This window comes from Pseudoalteromonas sp. SANK 73390, assembly GCF_054966645.1.
In genome coordinates this window covers 59,052-80,904 of sequence record NZ_ARPN01000128.1, presented here as the reverse complement: position 1 = coordinate 80,904, position 21,853 = coordinate 59,052, and the positions used below count along the sequence as shown (strand labels likewise).

Annotated in this window: 19 protein-coding genes and 1 pseudogene; 14 read left to right on the top strand and 6 right to left on the bottom strand. The window is 41.2% G+C overall.

Features of this window, described 5'->3' with window-relative positions:
* Positions 1-141: 141 nt before the first annotated feature.
* The 13 genes from SANK73390_RS17945 to SANK73390_RS17885 all read left to right on the top strand — a co-directional run bounded on the left by SANK73390_RS17945 (position 142) and on the right by SANK73390_RS17885 (position 12,972).
* Positions 142-813, top strand: a complete 672-nt coding sequence (locus tag SANK73390_RS17945; protein WP_462767815.1) for a class I SAM-dependent methyltransferase — start codon at positions 142-144, stop codon at positions 811-813.
* Entirely contained in the window at positions 810-1,397 is a 588-nt protein-coding gene (yihI, locus tag SANK73390_RS17940; RefSeq protein WP_462767781.1) for a Der GTPase-activating protein YihI, read from the top strand. Before SANK73390_RS17945 ends, yihI begins: the two co-directional genes overlap by 4 nt.
* On the top strand, positions 1,397-1,912 hold the full coding sequence (locus tag SANK73390_RS17935; RefSeq protein WP_462767780.1) for a DUF2489 domain-containing protein: 516 nt from the start codon (positions 1,397-1,399) through the stop codon (positions 1,910-1,912). The genes yihI and SANK73390_RS17935 overlap by 1 nt, the downstream gene beginning before the upstream one ends.
* A 222-nt stretch (positions 1,913-2,134) precedes the next feature.
* Entirely contained in the window at positions 2,135-3,070 is a 936-nt protein-coding gene (locus tag SANK73390_RS17930; RefSeq protein WP_462767779.1) for a CHAD domain-containing protein, read from the top strand.
* Between the two features lie 36 nt (positions 3,071-3,106).
* Positions 3,107-4,006, top strand: a complete 900-nt coding sequence (locus SANK73390_RS17925) for a DUF350 domain-containing protein (RefSeq protein ID WP_261594085.1) — start codon at positions 3,107-3,109, stop codon at positions 4,004-4,006.
* Positions 4,007-4,008: 2 nt separating this feature from the next.
* The gene (locus SANK73390_RS17920) at positions 4,009-5,730 is read left to right on the top strand and encodes a polyamine aminopropyltransferase (RefSeq protein WP_462767778.1); all 1,722 of its coding nucleotides are present in this window, start codon (positions 4,009-4,011) and stop codon (positions 5,728-5,730) included.
* A 76-nt stretch (positions 5,731-5,806) separates the two neighbouring features.
* Positions 5,807-6,220: a YjfI family protein gene (locus tag SANK73390_RS17915; protein WP_261594083.1), complete on the top strand. Its 414-nt coding sequence runs from the start codon at positions 5,807-5,809 to the stop codon at positions 6,218-6,220.
* Positions 6,221-6,244: 24 nt separating this feature from the next.
* Complete coding sequence (locus tag SANK73390_RS17910; RefSeq protein ID WP_462767777.1) at positions 6,245-6,937, top strand: PspA/IM30 family protein; 693 nt, start codon at positions 6,245-6,247, stop codon at positions 6,935-6,937.
* Positions 6,938-6,991: 54 nt separating this feature from the next.
* Entirely contained in the window at positions 6,992-7,627 is a 636-nt protein-coding gene (locus SANK73390_RS17905; RefSeq protein WP_462767776.1) for a hypothetical protein, read from the top strand.
* Positions 7,628-7,945, top strand: coding sequence for a hypothetical protein (locus SANK73390_RS17900; RefSeq protein WP_462767775.1), 318 nt, complete (start codon positions 7,628-7,630; stop codon positions 7,943-7,945).
* 329 nt (positions 7,946-8,274) lie between these two features.
* A complete protein-coding gene (gene acnB, locus SANK73390_RS17895; protein WP_261594079.1) occupies positions 8,275-10,872 on the top strand; it encodes a bifunctional aconitate hydratase 2/2-methylisocitrate dehydratase in 2,598 nt (865 codons plus the stop codon).
* Between the two features lie 219 nt (positions 10,873-11,091).
* Positions 11,092-11,724, top strand: a complete 633-nt coding sequence (locus SANK73390_RS17890; RefSeq protein WP_462767774.1) for a 2OG-Fe dioxygenase family protein — start codon at positions 11,092-11,094, stop codon at positions 11,722-11,724.
* 9 nt (positions 11,725-11,733) lie between these two features.
* Positions 11,734-12,972 (top strand): cysteine desulfurase-like protein, encoded by a 1,239-nt coding sequence (locus tag SANK73390_RS17885; RefSeq protein ID WP_462767773.1) that lies wholly within the window; start codon positions 11,734-11,736, stop codon positions 12,970-12,972.
* A gap of 122 nt (positions 12,973-13,094) precedes the next feature.
* Here SANK73390_RS17885 and SANK73390_RS17880 read toward each other — a convergent pair whose 3' ends face one another.
* The 5 genes and pseudogenes from SANK73390_RS17880 to glnA form a co-directional block, all read right to left on the bottom strand.
* Entirely contained in the window at positions 13,095-13,553 is a 459-nt protein-coding gene (locus tag SANK73390_RS17880; RefSeq protein ID WP_462767772.1) for a cyclic nucleotide-binding domain-containing protein, read from the bottom strand.
* A gap of 109 nt (positions 13,554-13,662) precedes the next feature.
* Complete coding sequence (locus tag SANK73390_RS17875) at positions 13,663-13,839, bottom strand: hypothetical protein (RefSeq protein WP_462767771.1); 177 nt, start codon at positions 13,837-13,839, stop codon at positions 13,663-13,665.
* Between the two features lie 280 nt (positions 13,840-14,119).
* Positions 14,120-15,515, bottom strand: a pseudogene (gene ntrC, locus SANK73390_RS17870) (nitrogen regulation protein NR(I)).
* Complete coding sequence (glnL, locus tag SANK73390_RS17865; RefSeq protein WP_462767770.1) at positions 15,493-16,599, bottom strand: nitrogen regulation protein NR(II); 1,107 nt, start codon at positions 16,597-16,599, stop codon at positions 15,493-15,495. The pseudogene ntrC and the gene glnL overlap by 23 nt, the downstream one beginning before the upstream one ends.
* A gap of 647 nt (positions 16,600-17,246) precedes the next feature.
* Complete coding sequence (gene glnA, locus SANK73390_RS17860; protein ID WP_261594072.1) at positions 17,247-18,653, bottom strand: glutamate--ammonia ligase; 1,407 nt, start codon at positions 18,651-18,653, stop codon at positions 17,247-17,249.
* A 458-nt stretch (positions 18,654-19,111) separates the two neighbouring features.
* On the opposite strand from glnA, the gene typA reads away from it, so the two are divergent.
* Positions 19,112-20,935, top strand: a complete 1,824-nt coding sequence (gene typA / locus SANK73390_RS17855) for a translational GTPase TypA (RefSeq protein ID WP_462767769.1) — start codon at positions 19,112-19,114, stop codon at positions 20,933-20,935.
* Between the two features lie 49 nt (positions 20,936-20,984).
* On the opposite strand, the gene SANK73390_RS17850 is transcribed toward typA, so the two are convergent.
* The gene (locus SANK73390_RS17850) at positions 20,985-21,833 is read right to left on the bottom strand and encodes a CZB domain-containing protein (protein ID WP_462767768.1); all 849 of its coding nucleotides are present in this window, start codon (positions 21,831-21,833) and stop codon (positions 20,985-20,987) included.
* Positions 21,834-21,853: the final 20 nt, after the last annotated feature.

Below are 21,853 nucleotides of genomic sequence, written 5' to 3'. Positions count from 1 at the left end.
AGTCGAAGGGAGAAGTGTCCAGTTTGTGACGCTCAGATTAGTAGACGGTAGGGAGCAATCTCTACCGTCTTTTTATTTATGCCTACTAATAGACCTGCTACAATACCCCCTTAATTCATTTTCTTTAAGTTTGTTGTGCAATTGAACTCATCGTGTGGTTTATGTGCGAGTGAGGACATCACTCCCTACCACCAAGATAAATTTAGACGTTATTGGCAATGCGAGCGATGCGAACTTGTGTTCGTAGGCGCCTGTGAACGGTTAACTGCGCAACAAGAAAAAGCAATATATGACAGTCATGAAAATGATTTAACTGATTTGGGATATCGTCGTTTTTTATCTCGGGTGAGTGAACCATTATTGGATCGTCTTGAAAAACACAGTAATGGTTTAGACTTTGGTTGTGGCCCAGGACCTTTGTTGGCTCTGATGCTCACCGAGGCTGGGCATCAGGTGGCACTATATGACCTATACTATGCTAATGACCAAAAGGTGTTAGCAGGACAGTATGATTTTATTACTTGTACAGAAGTAATAGAGCATATTGCTCAACCAGCCAAGGTGTTATCACAACTATTTAGTTTGTTAAAACCTGGAGCACCTTTAGTGTTCATGACCAAGCTGATTATCGACAAAGCGCGATTTAGCACTTGGCATTATAAAAATGATTTAACACACATTGCGTTTTTTAGCCGCAAAACATTTGCCTACGTGGCACAAATTTATGGCAGCGAAGCTGAGTTTATTGGTAACGATGTCATTATCTTAACAAAACCTGAGGTGCCAACTGCACCGAGTGAAGAAGCCTTATGACTAGAAAGAAGAAAACCCGTAAAGTTGCCAGCAATGGTACTCCAAGATTAAGCAAAGATAAGTTACGTGAATTAAGAGCGGTAAAAGAGCAGCGTAGCAAGAATTCTAAAGGAGCAAAACCTGGCTCGCGTAATGCGCAAGAAGCAAAAGTGACTCAAGAGACGAGCAGTAATGAGCAGTCGAAAGACCAGCGAGTTGGTAGCAAAAAGGCTGTGCCATTACAGGTGCAATCGCAAGAGCAAAAGCAGCAGCAAGAGCCGGTCATGCAGCGTCACTTGAAACCACAAGTTGAACTTAAAAAAGTGCAACCACAACTTACGCCTGAGCAAGAACTCGAGCAGCTTGAAAATGATGAGCGCTTAATGGCTTTACTTGAGCGTCATGAAAGAGGTGAATTGCTAACTGGAAAAGATGCTAAATACTTCAATCGTTCGGTTGCCCGCCATCAAGCGTTGTGTGAATTATTAGGTCTTGATGATGAATTTGAAGAACAAGATATAATAGAAGATGATCCACTTGCCAATTTTATGAGTAATGACTTGGCAAATGAGTGGTTATCTGAAGAAGACGACGAGGTCAAATAATGTCAGTTTGGTTGGTGGTTGCGATGATTATCGGTGCTTTGATTATTGCTGGGTTATCGTTTTATGCAGGTCAGCTTTTATGGCAGTTAAAGGAACAGAAGGCGAGACTTGAAAAGCACCAAAGTGAACGAAGTGAAAAGCTCTTACAAGCCCGCCAGAAAAGAAATGCAAAGCTTGCAGATAGCATTAATTTGTTAGCAAGAGCGATGAAAGAAAAGCAATGTGAATATTCAGAAGGGTGCTTACGTGTGTGGGTATTAATCTCGCAATATAGCTTTGCTGAAGAGGTTGAGCTGCAAGCGGTATATCCGGGTGTGCATCAAATGTATGAGGTAGTCAAGGATATGCCAACTCACGATGCCCGTAAAAAGTACTCAAAAAAAGAAGTGTTTAAAATGGACAGTGAACGCTGGCGTGCAGAGCAGCGCTTAGAGGAAGATATACTTAGTGATTGCGAAAAATTGGTAAAAGTATTTCAGCCCTTACCTGGCAGTGCAAATGTTGTATTCCAATAGGCATTATCAACTGAATTAGATAAACAAAGCGACCAAACGGTCGCTTTGTTGTTTATTACCCACGATTTTATAAGCTAGCCCGCCGAGTGTGTTTGATGACACATGCACCGAGTTTAGCGTACTTATTGTGTTGCAATTTCCCGCTTGGCATCGACGGTAACCTATGTGACACTGATAGTGGGAATTCTATTAACCAAGTTAGTTAATCAAACGGTGACATGAATGTCGAAAATAAAAGCATGGGAACTTATCTGTTTGTTCAGTGTGTTTTGCTTTTTAAGTGGTTGCTCATCAAAAGAAGAGCAGCTGCAGCAATCTATTACACAAGCAACTCAAAATGCAGAACAAGAACTCAACGAACTAAAAAATGCACTTGCTCTAGGGCACATTCGTAATGCCAACTTATTAAAAGAGTACAGTAGGGTATTACAAAGTCAGCGCCCGGATTTAGCTCAAATAAGTGCGCTCATCGGGCAAGATGCAACCAGTAAAGGTCCGCTTTTTCAAGGACTAGCTCAACGCCTTGAGGAAATAAAAAGTTTACCGTCTACACCTCCTAACGTACAAACTTTGCAACTTTTAGATGTGTTACGTGATGCGATGAAGCCAAGCTTGTTTGGTGATGCTTTAACAGATCCAATCAATATGCTTGCTGATATGTCAAATGGCACGTTGGCAAGAGTTGGTGCAATTAGCAAAAATGCTGAAGGAGATGGAGAGGGTAATCAATTAGTAGGAAACCCTAACTATGGTCAATGGCAAACTAATAGTAGTGGTATTAGCTTTTGGCAATGGTACGGCATGTACCGAATATTAGGTGATGTATTTGATGCGGTTGAATATGGTCGCTGGAGTAAGCGTCGTAAATATAGTTATTATAATGATTATGGTCGCTACCGCTATTCAAGCCCAAAACAAATTAAAACACAAACCGCGTTGGAAACGCGTACTCGGCAGTCCTATCAACGTCAGGGTAAACAATTTACTAGTCCATATGCTAAAAAGCGCAGTGGTGCATCAGGTTTAAGTCGAAGTAGTTATACCCCCACTAGCACCCGAAGCAGTTATGCAAAAAGTAGCTCGTATAGTAAGCGCAGTGCAGGCAGTGTGCGAAATAGCAGCAGCCGCACATCCCGTGGTGTGAGTCGTGGCAAATAGTACCTTGTGTAAAGAATAACTGTTGGAGTTTAAAAAATGTATGAATTTAATGGAATAACGATGTGGACTTTGCAAGCTTTGGCCATAGATTTTGTGATTATTATAGCCTTGTTTGTCAGTATGAAGTTTATAAAGGGCTGGGTGTCGAACCTGCACGCTAATGATGAGATCACAAAACGAGATAACTTTGCTTTTGGTATTAGCTTTGCTGGCGGCCTAGTGGCGTTAGCTATTGTATTAACCGGAATTAGTAGTGGTGCATTTGCGCCTACACTGCTGCAAGAAGCATTACAAATGGGGGGATATGGCTTATTAGCAATTGCGCTAATCAAATTTGGCCATTTTTTCCAAGATAAAGTTGCACTTCGAAAAGTGAGCTTACACAACGAGATAGTAAAAGGGAATACAACGGCGTCATTGATAGACTTTGGTCATGTGGTAAGCGTCGCTATTGTGATCCGTTCCGCATTGTTTTGGGTTGCAACTGAAGGCTGGCATGGCCTGCCAATTGTAATAGCCTCTTTTATTATTGCAAACTTAGCGTTATTGCTAGTCAGTCAGTATCGCGTGCAATTATTTAAGCGCACTAACCGTAGTGGCGATTGTTTGCAACAGGCTATTTTAGACGACAATTTAGCCGTGGGTATCCGCTATGCTGGATTCTTAGTTGGAAGTGCACTAGCAATAACTGCAGCGTCTGGCTTAGCACCCTATGCAGCAGACAATTTAGGCGCAAGCTTAGCTTATTGGGCGTTGAGTGCACTATTGAGCTTAGTGGCATTTACTCTATTGCATTTAATTACAATCAAGATCATTTTATCTGGTTGCGATATTTCGGATGAGGTTAATCGACAGAAAAATGTGGGCGTTGCAACAATATCTGCAGCTACTTCATTTGCGATTGGTATCAGTATGGCGACGCTTTTAGGTGCATAATCTTGTCTGAATCTATAACCCGCCCGAGTCAACGAGGCTTACTTGGGCATGATATTTTATTGATATCAGTCATGGCAGTGCTTGCTGGATGCGGCCTGATTTATGAATATTTACTGTCTCATTATGCAGGACGCGTGCTGGGCTCTGTAGAAAGTGCTATTTACGCCATGATAGGCACCATGATTGTTGCCATGGGTATTGGTGCATTTTTGGCGCGTTGGTTTAAAGATGCTTTTACTGCGTTTGCATGGTTGGAAAGCATTATTGCACTAGTGGGGATGGGTTGTATTCTTGCAATCGCTAGCATGATTGCAATTAGTTACTCATTGCCTCACATGTTTTCCGCTATTTTTAATCTTCCTCCTGATATTGTCTTAAATGGTTATGTGTTCGAGAAACTACAAAGCGCAGCGCGCTTTTTACCCTATGTATTTGGTTTATTATTAGGCATGTTGATAGGAATGGAAATTCCATTAATTGCACGTATTCGCCAGCATGTGTACGGACGGTTTTTAGAAAATAATGCAGGTACAATTTATGGGGCTGACTATATTGGTGCGGGCATTGGCGCTGCTATTTGGGTGAGTGTGATGCTGTCGATGCCAATTATGCAAGCCGCAGCATGGACTGCACTTTTTAACATCGTCGCTGGGCTGGTATTTTTATGGCGTTATCACCAACATGTTCGCTTAGCTCGCTTGCTCGTTTTTTGTCATGTATTACTGTTGGGGTTATTTGTCATTTTGCTGCTGTTCGGTAGTCATTGGATGAAAGACTTAAGCAATGTATTGTATAAAGATAAGGTCATTTACTCACAAGCAACTAAATATCAGCATATTGTGCTAACCGAACGTTTGAGGCGTAACCAACCAGAGCCTATTACTGACCTTTATCTAAACGGCCGATTACAGTTCTCCAGTATTGATGAGCAAATATATCATACCATGCTGGTATACCCCGCGATGTTAGCATCTAATCGCCATGAAAAGGTATTGATCATAGGCGGTGGTGATGGCTTAGCATTGCGTGATGTACTGAAATGGCCCGTTGAACATGTAACGTTAGTTGACTTAGACGGTCAGCTATTGAGCTTATTTGGGTATCAAACTGAACGTTATAACGCGCCGGAGGCCATCTCAGAGCGGCTAAGCAGCCTTAATAATCAAGCATTGGTAGATGCGAGAGTAACCGTTAAGATAGCAGATGCATTTTTAGAAGTAGAGCAACTACTGGCTGCTGGAGATTACTTTGATACTATCATTGTGGACTTACCAGACCCCAATCACCCTGATTTGAATAAAATGTATAGTGACTATTTCTATAACCACTTGCGTCAACTGTTATCTGCCGATGGCGCAATGGTAGTGCAATCAACATCGCCTTATCATGCTAAAAAAGCATTTGTTAGTATTGCTAAAACCATCAAAGCGGCAGGTTTTGATTTTGTTGAGCAATATCAACAAAATGTACCTTCATTTGGACAGTGGGGATGGACAATTGCAACTAAAAAAGGTGCCTCTGCTAGCAACAGAATAGCGAGAGTTTCGCAATTACCAGTGCCTTCCCGCTGGGCTAGTAGAGACTATTTGTTAGCCGCTTTTATATTTCCAAATCGATTTTTTGAATTTCATGAAACTATCGATGTCAATCAGTTAGGCACAGGTACTTTATATGATTATTATCGCCAAGCTTGGCAAACAGAAAACGAATTGTATAAAAACTAGTTTAAAGGTTGACATATTATGTCAGCTATGCAAATCTTAACTAAGACATAATATGTCAAATTTAAAAGGCAATAAAATGGAATTAAATGAACTTTCAATAAAACTAGCAACTTTTGAAACTGAAGGGGTAGGCTTCGAGTCTTTCATGATAGCGAACCCAGGTGAGCAAGATGTATTACAAGTAATAGTTGATGGAAATGATGAGTTACCTATTTTTGTTACACAAACTCAAGAACAACTGTTATGTATTAGTTACTTGTTTTCAGAAGAGGAAGTTAAAGCTGATCTTAAAGATGAGTTAAATGACACTTTATTACGTTTGAATGTACCAATCCCATTGAGCGCGTTTGCAAAAGTAGATAATCGCTACGCAATATTTGGTGCACTATCGGTCAGCTCTTCGTTTGATGATATTACCCATGAATTAGTGACGCTTGCTGATAATGCAATTGAAGCACTAGAAGCCATCACACCTTATTTAAATGATTAAATAAGTATTTTAGGAGTTAAGATTATGAGTATTTTAAAAAAATTATTCACAGCCGTGCGTGGTGGCGCGCGTGAAGCTGGCGAGGCAATTGTTGATGCCAATGGTATTCGTATTTTTGAGCAAGAAATAGCAGACGCTAAGAATGCTTTGCAAAAAGCCAAGCGTAATCTCACTGAAGTGATGGCTAAAGAGATGCAAACCACGCGTAAGATCAGTGCATTGAACGACTCTATTTCTGAACATGAAGGGTATGCGGGTCAAGCATTGGAGAAAGGTAACGAAGCATTAGCATTGGAAATTGCAGAAAAAATTGGTGATTTTGAGAGGGAAAAAGCGGAACACGAGGAAGTGTTGGGTGGTTTTAGTCAACACATTGTTGCGCTAAAGCAACAAATTAAAGAAGCTGAAAAGTCGATTAAAGAAAACCAGCGTCAGCTAAGTATGGTTAAAACGACCGAGAGTGTGCAACAGGCAACGATGGCAGTAAATAGTACGCTCAATACGAATAGTTCAGCAATGACCTCAGCACGTGCATCACTAGATCGCATTAAACAACGCCAGCAGGACCGTCAAGATCAATTAGGTGCAGCCAAAGCTCTAGAATCTGAAACAAATGGTGACGGCCTTAAAGCAAAAATGGCTGAAGCGGGCATTGGAGGTACTGATACAAATAGTGCTGACATTTTGGCACGCATTAAAGCCAAAAAAGGTAATTAGTTGATAGTTATAAGAAGGGGTAATTTGTTTACCCTTTTTTGTTTTAGGTGAAATATGTTTAATTTCTTTAAAAAAAATAAAGCACCAGCACGTCAGTTAAGCGAACCTACAGAGCTCATCGTGGGTGATATGCTTACGTTGATAGACTCATTTGCATACCCACAATGGCTCAAAGGCCAAACATTGAAAGTTGTGGCTGTAAACACGTATCAATATCAGCATAGTGCTGAGTATGAAATGGTGCTTGAAAGTAACTCAGGGCAAGTCGTATTTTTGCAAATAGGGCAAGAAGATGGTGAGCAATGGGCTAATTTTTCGATAAAAATACAACGAGAAGATGTGGATGACATTTTTACATTAGATGAATTTTCACTCATTTTTGATGAAGAGTCATTAACAGAAGTTACTGTTGCGAATATACCTGAGCGTTTTAGTCAATTTCTCGCGACCAGCTATACACAAACACAAGCCCCTTTTATTTGTTATTTTCATGAAAAAGATTATCGAGGGCAATCACTGCCGCAGTATGAACAGTCGGGCACTGAGGCATGTGAAATGATTTGTCTTGCATCGAATGATGGGAGTCAAAGTTTAAATATTGAAATATGGGACGGTGGTGAAACTGATGTCTCATTGACACTGACGAGACCGCTATCAGATATTGTGGAACTGTTTCCTGGGAGTGACTAAGTGAGTGATGCAAAAGCGAAATGGCAGCGTCAAGAGCAGGCAGTTAGAGCGACGCAAATGGCGTTTGATCTTAGTAGTGAAGTGCAAAAGTCAATTAAGAAACAGGCGATAGATCAAGAGTTGACGCCATCAGATATGATCCGAAAAATTCTGGGCTTGGAGGTTAAATCAAAAAAAACTCGGCAACGTCTATCGTTCAATTTGAGTGATGAGGAGATTGTCCTGCTCGCGGCGCGTTTTGATGTACCCGCTAATGATAAGCGTGCAGTTAAACAACAAGTGGCAGATTTACTCATTGCTCAAGCAATAGAAAAATAACCATAGACTGAAATTTTTGCCTAGTTACTAAGTCATTTATCTATCGCAATATTTGATCATTTATTTAATGCAATTGGTATAAGTTTTAATTCCATGAGATCCATACACTCTTAACATGAGAATGATTCCTACTTACTAAATATTCATGAAAATATACTTGTTTGCATTGTGCTATTCATAGTATTTATAGTCATTATTTAAAGCTGTTTCAGTTGTAAGATTTTCATCTATACTCAAAGGCTTTATAATTAGTCACCGGAATTTATTGGTATCTGTTGTGTAGGCAATTACATAGGCAGGCCAATTCACGTCACCAAGAGGGCAAAATTGTGCTTCAAGATTATCGTAAACATGTAGAAGAGCGCGCAGAGCAAGGTATTGTACCTAAGCCGTTAGACGCACAACAAACTGCAGATCTGATCGAATTAGTAAAGTCGCCTGTAGCAGGTGAAGAAGAGTTTATTCTAGACCTTTTAGTTAACCGTGTACCACCAGGCGTGGATGATGCGGCTTATATTAAAGCGGGTTTTTTAGCGGCTGTAGCAAAAGGCGAGACTGAGTCTCCATTAGTAAGCAAAGAGTATGCAGCTGAGCTGCTAGGCACTATGCTAGGTGGTTATAATATCGCACCTATGGTTGACTTACTGGATGATGCGGCATTGGCACCTATCGTAGTAAAAGGTTTATCAAACACATTATTAATGTTTGATGCATTTTATGACGTTGAAGAAAAAGCCAAAGCAGGCAATGAGTTTGCAAAGCAAATTATTGAATCATGGGCTAATGCTCAGTGGTTCTTGAACAAGCCAGCAGTAGCTGAAAAAATCTCTGTTACTGTGTTTAAAGTAACGGGCGAAACTAATACCGATGACTTGTCACCTGCACCTGATGCATGGTCTCGTCCAGATATTCCACTACACGCATTAGCAATGTTGAAAAATTCGCGTGATGGCATTAACCCAGAAAAAGACGGTGAAGTTGGTCCAATTTCACAACTTGAAGAACTAAAAACCAAAGGTTTGCCACTTGCGTATGTAGGTGATGTTGTTGGTACGGGTTCTTCACGTAAATCAGCGACTAACTCTGTACTTTGGTTTATGGGTGATGATATTCCATTCGTACCAAACAAACGTGTTGGTGGTGTGTGTTTAGGTAACAAAATTGCACCTATCTTTTTCAACACAATGGAAGATTCAGGGGCATTACCAATAGAGCTTAATGTTGATGAATTCAACATGGGCGACCAAATTGACATTTATCCATATGAAGGTGTTGTTAAGCGTCACGGAACTGATGAGGTTATCTCAACTTTCGCACTTAAATCAGATGTTATTTTAGATGAAGTGCGTGCTGGTGGCCGTATTCCATTAATCATTGGTCGTGGTTTAACTGACAAAGCACGCACATCGTTGGGTTTAGGTGCTACTGATGTATTTAAAGTACCAGCGGTGACTGAAGCGTCTGATAAGGGCTTTACCCTTGCACAGAAAATGGTTGGTAAAGCTTGTAATGTTGCTGGTATTCGCCCAGGTCAATACTGTGAACCGAAGATGACAACTGTTGGCTCTCAAGATACGACTGGCCCTATGACTCGTGATGAACTTAAAGACCTTGCATGTTTAGGTTTCTCTGCCGATTTAACGATGCAGTCATTTTGTCACACGTCAGCTTATCCTAAGCCAATTGATGTAAACACGCACCACACGCTGCCGGATTTCATCATGAACCGTGGCGGTGTGTCACTTCGCCCAGGAGATGGTGTAATTCACTCGTGGCTAAACCGTATGTTATTACCTGATACTGTTGGTACAGGTGGTGATTCTCATACGCGTTTCCCATTAGGTATTTCATTCCCTGCTGGCTCGGGTGCGGTTGCATTTGCAGCGGCAACCGGTGTAATGCCACTAGATATGCCTGAATCAATTTTGGTTCGCTTTAAAGGTGAAATGCAGCCGGGTATCACATTACGTGACCTAGTACATGCTATTCCTTACTATGGCATTAAAGAAGGCCTATTAACGGTTGAGAAAAAAGGCAAAATCAATGAATTCTCTGGTCGTGTACTAGAGATTGAAGGGGTTGAGCACTTAACTGTTGAACAAGCATTTGAGTTATCTGATGCATCAGCAGAGCGCTCTGCTGCAGGTTGTACTGTTAAGCTTTCTAAAGAGTCTATCTCTGAGTATCTAGAATCAAACATCGTGATGCTTAAGTGGATGATCTCTGAAGGTTACGGTGATGTGCGTACGATTGAACGCCGTATCACTGCGATGCAAGAGTGGCTAGCAAACCCTGAGCTGATGGAAGCGGACGCGGATGCTGAGTATAAGCACATCATTGAAATTGACTTGGCAGAAATCAAAGAGCCAATTCTTTGCGCTCCAAATGACCCAGATGATGCGCGTTTACTCTCTGATGTTACGGGCGAGAAAATTGATGAAGTATTCATCGGTTCTTGTATGACAAACATTGGTCACTTCCGTGCTGCTGGTAAACTACTGGATGGTTTTTCTGGTCGTATTCCAACTCAGCTATGGGTTGCACCACCAACGAAGATGGACAAAGACCAGCTTACTGATGAAGGTTACTACGGTATCTTTGGTCGCGTTGGTGCGCGTATTGAAACACCAGGGTGTTCATTATGTATGGGTAACCAAGCACGTGTTGCTGACAAAGCGACCGTTGTGTCTACCTCAACACGTAATTTCCCTAACCGTTTAGGTACAGGTGCAAATGTATTCTTAGCATCTGCTGAGCTTGCTGCAGTAGCGGCAATTTTAGGTAAACTACCAACAGCAGCTGAGTATCATGAATATGCAGCGAAGATCAATGCAACGGCAGCAGATACCTACCGTTACTTGAACTTCCATAAAATGCCTCAGTACACGAAAAAGGCTGATGGTGTGATCATTCAGCAAGCAGTTTAGTACCGCTCTTACTGAGAAAAGCCGGTGTTTACACCGGCTTTTTTGTGCTGATTGAGTGGTTAAATTTTACTCTTCACAAATTGAATAAAATAGCTGTAATTGTGTTTTTGGTTGGTTTGTTAATTCAATAATTTAGCTAATTGATAGGTAAATTAAACAGATTTTATTTTCAATTCGATTAGAATTGTCGCAAAATTTACATTAATAGGCGACAGCGAAATGACAGCAGTAAACAACCAGAATCTGCTTCAATTGCGTTTTATCCAGCAAGCGCATATCGAAGCAGTTAAGCCCTCATTTAATCAACTTCCTGATAATCCATATGCAGATGGTGCATTTCGCAAGCGCCGTTACTCGGTACTTCAGTTTGCAGATGACAAAGTGAGTGTGCAGCCTACGAAGGCGTTTGTTCAGGATGATTCAATAAATACATTTCAAGGTAATATTGAGCGTGTATACGAGGATTTAGACGCAGATTTATTGCACACTGAAGGTTTTAAACACTTGTTGAGAGAGTTTAAGTTGATGACTGGTATAGACGATACTCGTGATATTGAAGTACATCAGTTTCGCATGTTAGCAATTGAGTCTGATACACCACCTGCACCAGAAGGTATTCATCAAGACGGTTTTGACCATGTCTGCGTGTGTGGCGTGTCTCATGAAAATATTGCAGGCGGTGAGCTGTTAGTGTATGAAAATAAAGAATCAGAGCCGTGCTTTAAAATGGAGATTAAAGATGGCTTATTTGCGTTGATCAATGACCGCCAAGTGTGGCATAACGCGACGCCAATGAATAAGCTAGATGCCAACAAAGTGGGTTATCTAGACTGTTTTGTATTTACTGCGTAAGGGCAACTAATGGAACTTACACAACTACGACGTCAGTTTCCTGCTCTGATGCAACAAGTTAATGGTCAGGCTCCGATCTTTTTAGATGGACCGGGTGGCTCTCAAGTACCGCAACCTGTTCTCAGTGCAATGTCGGCCTATCTGGGGTATTTTAACTCCAACCTAGGCGGTGCCTTTTTCTCAAGTGATAAAACCGTCGCATTGATGGATGAAGCACGTCAAGCCGTCGCTGATTTTTTAAATGCACCTAGCAAAGAGCAGATTGTGTTCGGTGCGAATATGACGAGCTTAACTTTTAGTTTTAGCCGAGCTATTTCGCGCGATTGGAAAGCCGGTGATGAAGTGATAGTAACAAATGCTGATCACTACTCTAACGTATCGTCATGGCGTTTGGCAGCTGAAGATAAGGGCGCGAGTGTTCATGCTGTGCGTATTAACGAGCAAGATTGCACACTGGATTTAGCGCATTTTAAAAGCTTACTGAATGAGAATACTAAACTGGTTGCTGTTACGTATGCCTCTAATACAACTGGCTCAATAAATGATATTAAACAGATTGTCGAGCTGGCGCACCAAGTTGGTGCGTTAGTGTATGTTGATGCTGTGCATTATGCGCCTCACGAGTTAATTGATGTGCAGGCATTAGGTTGTGACTTCTTAGCGTGTTCGGCCTATAAATTTTTTGGTCCACATGTAGGCATAGTATATGGCAAGCGTGAGTATTTAGAAGGCTTTACACCTTATAAAGTGGAGCCTGCAAAAGATGTGATCCCCGGTCGTTGGGAGACGGGTACGCAAAGCTTTGAAGGTTTAGCGGGTGTTATAGCTGCAATTGATTATATTGCGTCGCTCAGTGGTATGACACAAGATACGCCGCGCCGTGAGTGTTTAGCTGCTGCATTTGCAAAAACCAAACAGCATGAAATGATGTTGAGCGAGTACTTTTTGACTCGCCTTACACAGTTCCCACAAATCTCGTTATTTGGCATTGCTGATAAGTTACGCTTAAGCGAGCGTACTCCCACTTTTGCACTTACTTTTGAAGGTTTAGAGCCTCGCCAAGTGTCTGAGTTCTTGGGTAAACAACATATCTGTGTGTGGGATGGTAATTTTTATGCGCAAGGGCTATGTGAGCAACTTGGAGTCATGGATAAAGGGGGAGTTGTGCGCATCGGCTGTATGCATTACAACACGGCTGAGGAACTAGAAACTCTATTTATAGCTTTTGAGCAGTTGCTGACAGCCTAATAGTAATGTTATTTATTAAAGCAAAAGTGCTACCTACTAGGCTTTTGCTTTTGCAATAACACCTTTAGGTTCAGTTGTTAGTATTGAAGCAGTTAAGCTAGAAGTTGCTTATATTGAGTAAATTACATGTTATCCTCAATAAAGCTACTGAGTTTATTAATACGCATACTCATACCTTCAATAATCTTGTCTTTGACTTTTTCTCTGATCACATTGGGTAGACGTGTCATTGCATCAGGAGTTATTGCTAGCAAAATACTGTCTTTAATGGCTTTAGCACTGGTTGAGTGCTCACGATGGCAGATAAATGCCCCTTCTCCAATAAACTCGCCCGGACGAATACGGCCAAGCTCAAGTAGTTCATTGCTTTTAAATATAATTAACTCACCACTTAATACTATGAATAAGCGGTTGTCTAGTTCATACCGTTTAAAGGCGTGGCGTCCACTATGCACCAAATACAAGTGGCTGAATGATTCGAGTAAGACTTGCCGTTCTGATATTGTAAAATCTTTAAAGAAGTTAAGTCGATTTATGATTTCAAGCTGTTTAAATAAAGGTACACTCTCAAGAAGTTTCATAAGCTTAGATTGATGAAGGCTTTATACTAGATAGTGGCTAGTTTTAACAGTGGGGTCAATGATCTTTTGCTGACCGCTAATACTTCGTGCGGCCAGCCAGATTTTTACATTAGCATGCAGCATCGTATGGAGAAGTGGGGCAGGTCAAACCTTGATAACTCATACACCCTTTGTTATAAGGTGACGAAGCGTACATACCGCCTGCTGCTTGTGGCGTTAATTCAGCTGCTAATGTTTTATCGTTATTTAGTTTTTTAAGTGGCTTTTTATTCAATTTGATTTTCATTTTATGTCCTTTACAAAGTATTAATTAAACCGATGTATCTCGGTAAATATAAAACTACAAGTGAGTAGGTGGTTTTTCAATCAAAAATTATTCACTTTGGGGACGGAAAGGCACAAATAACAAGCAGAGTTAAGCTACTCTGCTACTAAACCAATCCGCAATAATGATTAATTATTTTTAGGGAGTAAACCTGACGCTAGCCGCGTGCGAGAGCTTTGCTATCGACAAGGTTTCATTGCCTCAAAATAGACCTCTTAATTAACCGAATAGGTATTACTGCTTAATCTTGAATATTTCTCTCTTTTAGTTTTCGAGTCAGGGTGTTGCGGCCCCAGCCAATTTTTAGAGCTGCATCTTGTTTATGACCATGGCAAGCACTGAGTGCGGTTTTAATGAGGCGCGCTTCAAGTTGTGCCTGAACTGCTGGCCAGATATTGTTTTTACCTTGTTTAAGCTCTTGGTTAAGCCATTGTTGGAAAGCATCTAACCAATCCCCTGTGGTTTCATTAATTGGTGTATTTTGGCTAAGTTCGTCGGGTAAATCATGCGGGCCAATTAATTCACCCGGTGCCATCACTGTTAGCCATCGGCAGGTATTTTCAAGTTGGCGCACATTACCAGGCCAATGATATAAGCGCATAATATTGATAGCCTCATCGCTGAGTATTTTACATTCAACTTGTAGCTCTTTTGCACTACAGCTTAAAAAGTGCTGCGCCAGCTTGGCTATATCTTCAGTACGCTCCCTTAGAGCTGGAAGTTTTAGTCTAACTACATTCAAACGATGAAATAAATCTTCTCTAAACTGACCTTTTTTTACTAGGGTTTCTAAATCTTGGTGTGTGGCAGCAATAATACGTACATCCACTTTGACACTTTGATGGCCACCAACGCGATAAAACTCGCCATCTGCAAGCACTCTTAAAAGCCGAGTTTGTACATCAAGTGGCATATCTCCAATTTCATCTAAAAATAGTGTGCCACCATCGGCTTGTTCAAACCGACCTCGACGCATGCTGTCGGCACCTGTAAAGGCCCCTTTTTTCATGGCCAAATAATTCTGATTCAACGAGATCTTTGGGAATTGCAGCCATATTTAGCGCAATAAATGAGTTTGCTTTACGTGGGCTATGATTATGTAAAGCACCAGCTACCAACTCTTTACCTGTGCCTGACTCACCATTAATTAGCACGCTCATGCTAGATGCAGATAGTTTTCCTATCGCGCGAAAGACTTCTTGCATAGCCGGTGCTTCACCGATGATATCTGGGTGATTTTGTTCTTTCACTTGGCGTTTTGTTTTACGTGCTTGCTGACTGGCTTGATAAGCCCGTTCTACGAGGGCGGTAGCATCATTTAAATCAAATGGTTTGGCAAGATATTCAAAAGCGCCTTTTTGAAATGCATTAACGGCAGAGTCTAAGTCAGAGTGTGCGGTCATAATGATCACCGGCAGGCTAGGGTGTTTTGCGGATATTTCTTCTAGCAGCGCCATGCCATCCATACCGGGCATGCGGACATCTGAGATTAACACAGCAGGTTGACTATATGATAAAGCGGTTAGCACATCTTGGGCATTGGCAAAGCTCTCTGTAGTAAAACCCGCACGCGATAGTGCTTTGTCTAAAACAAATCGTATAGAGGCATCATCATCAACTAGCCAAACTGTTTTCATTTGTTGCTCCCATGCCGTTGTTGTCAAACGGCAAGTAAATATTAAATTCGGTGTGTCCTGGCCAACTATCACAATCGATCAACCCACCATGTTGCTCAACAATTGTTTGCGCAATTGAAAGGCCCAAGCCAGAACCACCGTCTTTATTAGTGATCATTGGGTAGAACAAAGTATCTTTTAACTCTTCGGCAATCCCTGGACCATTATCGATAATCTGTATTAGCAATGCTTTTTTCATGAGTCTTTTACCCTGTCGCATTCGATGCTTGATACGCGTCGTTAGGGTAATGTTGCCTTCATCATTGCCTTCTAAAGCTTGCAGAGCATTTCTTACTATGTTCAATACCACTTGTTGTATTTTTGCTTGGTCAATCACAATATCGGGTATGCTAGGGTCATAGTCCTTTCGTAACGATATTTGACTGGCGTTATCTAACATACTGAGTTTGACCACCGACTCGAGTGTTTGATGAATATTGCACGGTGCTTTGTTAGGTAATTGACTGGGCCCAAGTAACCTATCCACCAATTCTGTCAGTCGGTCAGCTTGTTCAATAATTAATTGCGCGCATTGATCTCGTTCTTGCTGACAACTCTCATACTGCAATAATTGCGCCGCTCCTCTTATTCCCCCTAACGGATTTTTTATTTCGTGTGCCAAACCTCTAATGAGAGTTCGCGCAGCATGGTATTGATGCATTTGATTTGAGGCTTGGTCAAAGCGCACTTCATCATCTATACGGCGACATTCTAGTAAAATAAAAGCACTGCTTTGATGATGAATACGTCTGGCATGTAAGTTTAAAGTAGCAGCTCGGCTATCGATAAATACAACGTCTACTCGGTGTTGCTGGCAATCTACGCCATCCTCTAGGGCATATTGAGCTAGACGTTCAAAGTCAATGTGGTGGTGGCTAAAAATGTCATTAATAGGTTGGCCTATTAAGCGCTTTAAACCCAAGCCAAATAATTCACTGCAACTATTATTGGCATATTGAATGGTAAACTTATCGTCTAATAGCAATATGCAAGTTGCTAAGTTATGCCATAAGGCATTTAAAAAAGGGTGAGTACTTTGTGCCATGATGGATCGCCTATCGTTTCTTTGCACCAAGATGGTGCACTATATCATGCCGTTTTTCTATGAGCTATGGATTAATGCGGTTGGCTCGGTATAGGTAAAATGTGCTTTTAGGGCTTGAAGCAATTTTTACGCCGTGTTCATTGAATAGGAATATAACTAACCTGATGCCCATCTTGGGCAACGTTTCTAAGAGCAAATGTAGTTTTTGTACTGACCAACTTAATATTTAAGGATAACAGCACTATCAAACCCCCAGAGAAGCTGGCTTTTACTTGTCAAATAAAGGAAATGCTACCTGTATCTTTTCATATTGTCTGTAAATTACTGGACGAGGAAATTTTAAGGCTTTTTAGTTTTTTAAAAGCAAGAGTGCAGGGTTGCGCTTTGATTGTTTTAAGGGGTTATTGAGGTTTATTTTTCAAAATTTTGATGTGATATATCTGAATATATCCGATGACCATTTTCACGACATGCCATTGGCTGAGAAGCTGCAACGTAAAGCATTTGTAATAAGCAATATACAGAATACGTATAATCTATGGCTTCCTATGTTGGTGTTATACTACTTTGTTTGAGTACGTAAAAGTCGCTTTACCAAAAAAAGCCCGCATAGCGGGCTTGAGAACACATATGATTTAACTGCGTAATTAAACGCTGTAGTACATTTCAAACTCAATTGGATGAGTTGTCATGTTCAGTTTTTCCACTTCTTGTGACTTAAGTGAGATATAAGCATCGATTAAGTCGTCAGTGAATACGCCACCTTGAATTAAAAATTCACGGTCAGCATCAAGACATGCCAATGCTTCGTCTAGTGATGCTGCAACAGTTGGGATCTCAGCTGCTTCTTCAGCTGGAAGGTCGTATAAATCTTTATCCATTGCATCGCCAGGGTGGATCTTGTTCTTAATACCGTCAAGGCCCGCCATTAACATTGCTGAGAATGCAAGGTAAGGGTTAGCAGTTGGATCAGGGAAGCGAACTTCAATGCGACGCCCTTTTTCAGATGGAACCACTGGAATACGGATTGATGCAGAACGGTTACGTGCAGAGTAAGCAAGCATAACAGGTGCTTCAAAACCAGGTACTAAACGCTTGTACGAGTTAGTTGATGCGTTAGCAAATGCATTAATAGCTTTAGCGTGCTTGATGATACCACCAATATAGTAAAGCGCCTCTTCAGAAAGACCGCCGTACTTGTCGCCCGCGAAGATGTTTTTACCATCTTTACCAAGTGATTGGTGGCAATGCATACCTGATCCGTTGTCACCCACTACTGGCTTAGGCATGAAAGTCGCCGTTTTGCCGTAAAGGTGTGCCATATTGTGGATAACGTATTTCATTTCTTGGATTTCGTCAGCTTTTAACACCATGGTATTAAAGCGAGTCGCAATCTCATTTTGACCTGCAGTGGCAACTTCATGGTGATGTGCTTCTACTACTTGCCCCATTTCTTCAAGTACCAAGCAGGTTGCTGAGCGCCAATCTTGTGATGAGTCTACTGGTGCAACTGGGAAGTATCCGCCTTTCACGCCTGGACGGTGACCGGTGTTACCGCCTTCGTAATCTTTGTCTGAGTTCCAAGATGCCTCTTGTGCGTCGATTTTGTACATAGAGCCAGACATGTCAGTTTTGTACTTCACGTCATCAAATAAGAAAAACTCTGGTTCTGGGCCAAATAAAACTGTATCTGCGATACCTGTTGAACGCATATATTCTTCAGCGCGTTTTGCTACAGAGCGAGGATCACGTTCGTAACCTTGTAATGTTGAAGGCTCAACAACGTCACAACGTACAATGAGAGTTGTCTCTTCAGCGAATGGGTCTAATTTAGCTGATGCTGCATCAGGCATTAATACCATGTCAGACTCGTTAATGCCTTTCCAACCTGCAATTGAAGAACCATCAAACATTTTACCGTCTTCAAAAAAGTCTTCATCGGCTTGGTGATGAGGAATAGATACGTGTTGCTCTTTACCTTTTGTATCTGTAAAGCGTAAATCTACAAATTTAACGTCATGTTCTTTAATAAAATCTAAAACCGATTGTGACATGTGTCCTCCAACTCGTTGGTTTTTTTATGCTTGCTGCATTAACTTAATGCGATTGCGCTTTTTTAAGCTTAATATGTGCCAGTTTTATCAAGTTAATGATTGTAGACGGTTTTTTATATTTTTCCATGGTGTGAACATACATTTTGCACCAACTTGGTGCTAGGGTGCATTGCTTTGGTGCGTTTAATATTGGCGCTAGGTGCATGTATTTTTAATCACTTAATACTCTTAATAGTACGCTTTTTCTGCAAAAAAAGGTTGTAAATCATTGCTGTCATCACAAAGTAACAAAATTTATGCTGGATAAACTTTCTTCTATCGTCGGAATAAGGGATAATGTGCGCCCTTTAAATCCTATAATGGGACATCTCTGGCGCGCCGGACCCTTCATTTTAAAATGAAGCGAAACCGCGTAGATCGACTAGGATCACTGAGATTCAACTTCTTTGAGTAAGAATATGAACATCGAAAAGTTAAGAAATATCGCGATTATCGCACACGTTGACCACGGTAAAACAACCCTAGTTGATAAGTTGCTAGAGCAATCAGGCACACTAGAAACACGCGGCGGCAATGAAGAGCGTGTAATGGATTCAAATGATATCGAGAAAGAACGTGGTATCACAATCCTAGCTAAAAATACGGCAATTGGCTGGAATGATTACCATATCAATATCGTAGACACTCCTGGACACGCTGATTTCGGTGGTGAAGTAGAACGTGTTCTTTCAATGGTTGATTCTGTATTATTACTCGTTGATGCACAAGAAGGCCCGATGCCACAAACGCGTTTCGTAACGCAAAAAGCATTTGCATTAGGTCTTAAGCCAATTGTTGTTATTAACAAAATCGATAAGCCAGGTGCGCGTCCTGATTGGGTTATGGACCAAGTATTCGATTTATTCGATAACTTAGGTGCATCTGATGACCAGTTGGATTTCCAAGTTATTTATGCATCAGCAATCAACGGCTGGGCTACACTAGATTTAGACAGCCCTTCAGACAACATGCAACCTATGTTTGAAGCAATTGTTGATCAAGTAGCAGCACCAGATGCAGACGCTGATGGTGGACTGCAAATGCAGATATCACAGCTTGATTACAACTCATATATTGGTGTTATCGGTGTTGGCCGTATCAAGCGTGGTACAGTTAAATTAAACCAACAAGTAACAATCGTTGGTGCAGATGGTAATAAACGCAACGGTAAAGTAGGTCAGGTGCTAACTTATTTAGGCCTTGACCGTCACGAAGCTCAAGAGGCATCGGCTGGTGATATCATCGCAATCACGGGATTAGGCGAGTTAAAAATCTCTGATACTATCTGTGATGTGAATACAGTAGAAGCACTACCTGCATTATCTGTAGATGAACCAACAGTAACAATGACGTTCTCTGTAAATACTTCACCATTTGCAGGTCAAGAAGGTAAATTCGTAACGTCACGTAACATTCTTGAGCGTTTAGAAAACGAATTAGTTCATAACGTAGCACTTCGTGTAGAAGAAACTGACAATCCAGATAGCTTCCGTGTATCAGGTCGTGGTGAATTGCATTTAGGTATTTTGATTGAGAATATGCGTCGTGAAGGTTACGAGCTTGCTGTATCACGTCCAGAAGTAATTCTACGTGAAGTAGACGGTCAATTAGAAGAACCGTTTGAAACAGTGACTGTTGACGTTCAAGAAGAGCATCAAGGTTCTATCATGGAGCAACTTGGCTTGCGTAAAGCTGAAATGACAGACATGGCACCAGATGGTAAAGGCCGTGTACGGTTAGACTTTATGATGCCAAGCCGTGGCTTAATCGGTTTCCAAACTGATTTCATGACGCTAACGTCTGGTTCTGGTTTGATGTACCACACTTTTGACCATTATGGTCCTCACAAAGGTGGTTCAATCGGCAAGCGTAAGAACGGTGTCTTGATTGCAAATGCAACGGGTAAAGCATTAACTAACGCACTCTTTAACTTACAAGAGCGTGGTAAGCTATTTATTGGCCACGGTGTTGAAGTGTACGAAGGTATGGTTATCGGTATTCACAGCCGTGATAATGACTTGACGGTTAACGCGCTTAAAGGTAAGCAGTTAACGAACGTACGTGCATCAGGTACTGATGAAGCACAAACACTTGTGCCACCTATCAGAATGTCACTTGAGCAAGCACTAGAGTTCATCGATGATGACGAGTTAGTAGAAGTAACACCTGTGAATATTCGTATTCGTAAGAAGTTACTAACGGAAAGTGAGCGTAAGCGTGCAAGCCGTCAATCGAAAGATTAATTTGATTATATATTGATAAAAACGCCGCGACTAAGCGGCGTTTTTTATTTTAAAATAAACCATAACTCTCGGTTTCTTCTGGTTCATAACCTTGTAAATGTTCAGGCCTAAAAATAGCACTGGGGTCAATGAGTACTGTGTGTGTGTCGCCCCGCTTAATTAACCCTTGCATCATTTTTTTTGTCTGAGGGTCAATGTCAAAGCCGATGTTGGTTATTTCACTGAGCGATTTTATTTCGCTTTCTTCACAGTGCATATTATCTTCAACTTGATCGACTAATAAGCCAATATGCGGCTTATGTCCGTCTTGTGTGGTAAATACAATAATGGGCTTGTGGTCTAGACTTATTTGTTCCTGAGCGGATTCAAATAGACGCATAAGCTTTAAAAACGTTGTGGCTTTTTCTTTATCTAACATTGATAAAGCTTGCTGTTTTTTATCATCGGCACATAAACTGAGCAATGTATCAGCAAGGGCATGCAAACGGTTATGAGGCTCTTCAAAGCGGCTTAATATGGCTTTGAGATCGTCGTTTTCGGTTTTAAAGTTGTAAAACCATTGGCCAAATTCACATTGTTTTGGGTCTCTGGCTTTGTCAAAGTCGTGCCCATGTACCACGCTTTTTTCTAGTGCCTGTAACCAGCTACGGTGCTCATCTTCGCGAGCCCTTAATAATTCAACCAGTGCATTATTTATATCGTAGGATGATTGGTTATTTAAAATGATGCCAAGATCGAATATTGGTGTAGGTGTGCCCATGTAGTCCTTTACCCCCAAAAAGCTCGGGTTGCCATTAGGCAGTGACGTTAAATTTCCTTCGTAACGCTCTGTGAGCAGAATATCTAAAATCTTTAGTGAAATAGTTTTTTGTCCGACTCGGAAGTTGATTAAATCCATATTTTCCTCAACAAGCACTT

Coding starts and splice junctions, on each gene's coding strand:
- SANK73390_RS17880 (WP_462767772.1), bottom strand. CDS start 13,553: ATGAAACTTCTTGAGAGTGTACCTTTATTTAAACAGCTTGAAATCATA.
- SANK73390_RS17875 (WP_462767771.1), bottom strand. CDS start 13,839: ATGAAAATCAAATTGAATAAAAAGCCACTTAAAAAACTAAATAACGAT.
- SANK73390_RS17850 (WP_462767768.1), bottom strand. CDS start 21,833: ATGGATTTAATCAACTTCCGAGTCGGACAAAAAACTATTTCACTAAAG.
- SANK73390_RS17885 (WP_462767773.1), top strand. CDS start 11,734: ATGGAACTTACACAACTACGACGTCAGTTTCCTGCTCTGATGCAACAA.
- glnL (WP_462767770.1), bottom strand. CDS start 16,599: ATGGCACAAAGTACTCACCCTTTTTTAAATGCCTTATGGCATAACTTA.
- typA (WP_462767769.1), top strand. CDS start 19,112: ATGAACATCGAAAAGTTAAGAAATATCGCGATTATCGCACACGTTGAC.
- SANK73390_RS17935 (WP_462767780.1), top strand. CDS start 1,397: ATGTCAGTTTGGTTGGTGGTTGCGATGATTATCGGTGCTTTGATTATT.
- SANK73390_RS17910 (WP_462767777.1), top strand. CDS start 6,245: ATGAGTATTTTAAAAAAATTATTCACAGCCGTGCGTGGTGGCGCGCGT.
- SANK73390_RS17915 (WP_261594083.1), top strand. CDS start 5,807: ATGGAATTAAATGAACTTTCAATAAAACTAGCAACTTTTGAAACTGAA.
- SANK73390_RS17890 (WP_462767774.1), top strand. CDS start 11,092: ATGACAGCAGTAAACAACCAGAATCTGCTTCAATTGCGTTTTATCCAG.
- glnA (WP_261594072.1), bottom strand. CDS start 18,653: ATGTCACAATCGGTTTTAGATTTTATTAAAGAACATGACGTTAAATTT.
- SANK73390_RS17925 (WP_261594085.1), top strand. CDS start 3,107: ATGTATGAATTTAATGGAATAACGATGTGGACTTTGCAAGCTTTGGCC.
- SANK73390_RS17905 (WP_462767776.1), top strand. CDS start 6,992: ATGTTTAATTTCTTTAAAAAAAATAAAGCACCAGCACGTCAGTTAAGC.
- SANK73390_RS17930 (WP_462767779.1), top strand. CDS start 2,135: ATGTCGAAAATAAAAGCATGGGAACTTATCTGTTTGTTCAGTGTGTTT.
- yihI (WP_462767781.1), top strand. CDS start 810: ATGACTAGAAAGAAGAAAACCCGTAAAGTTGCCAGCAATGGTACTCCA.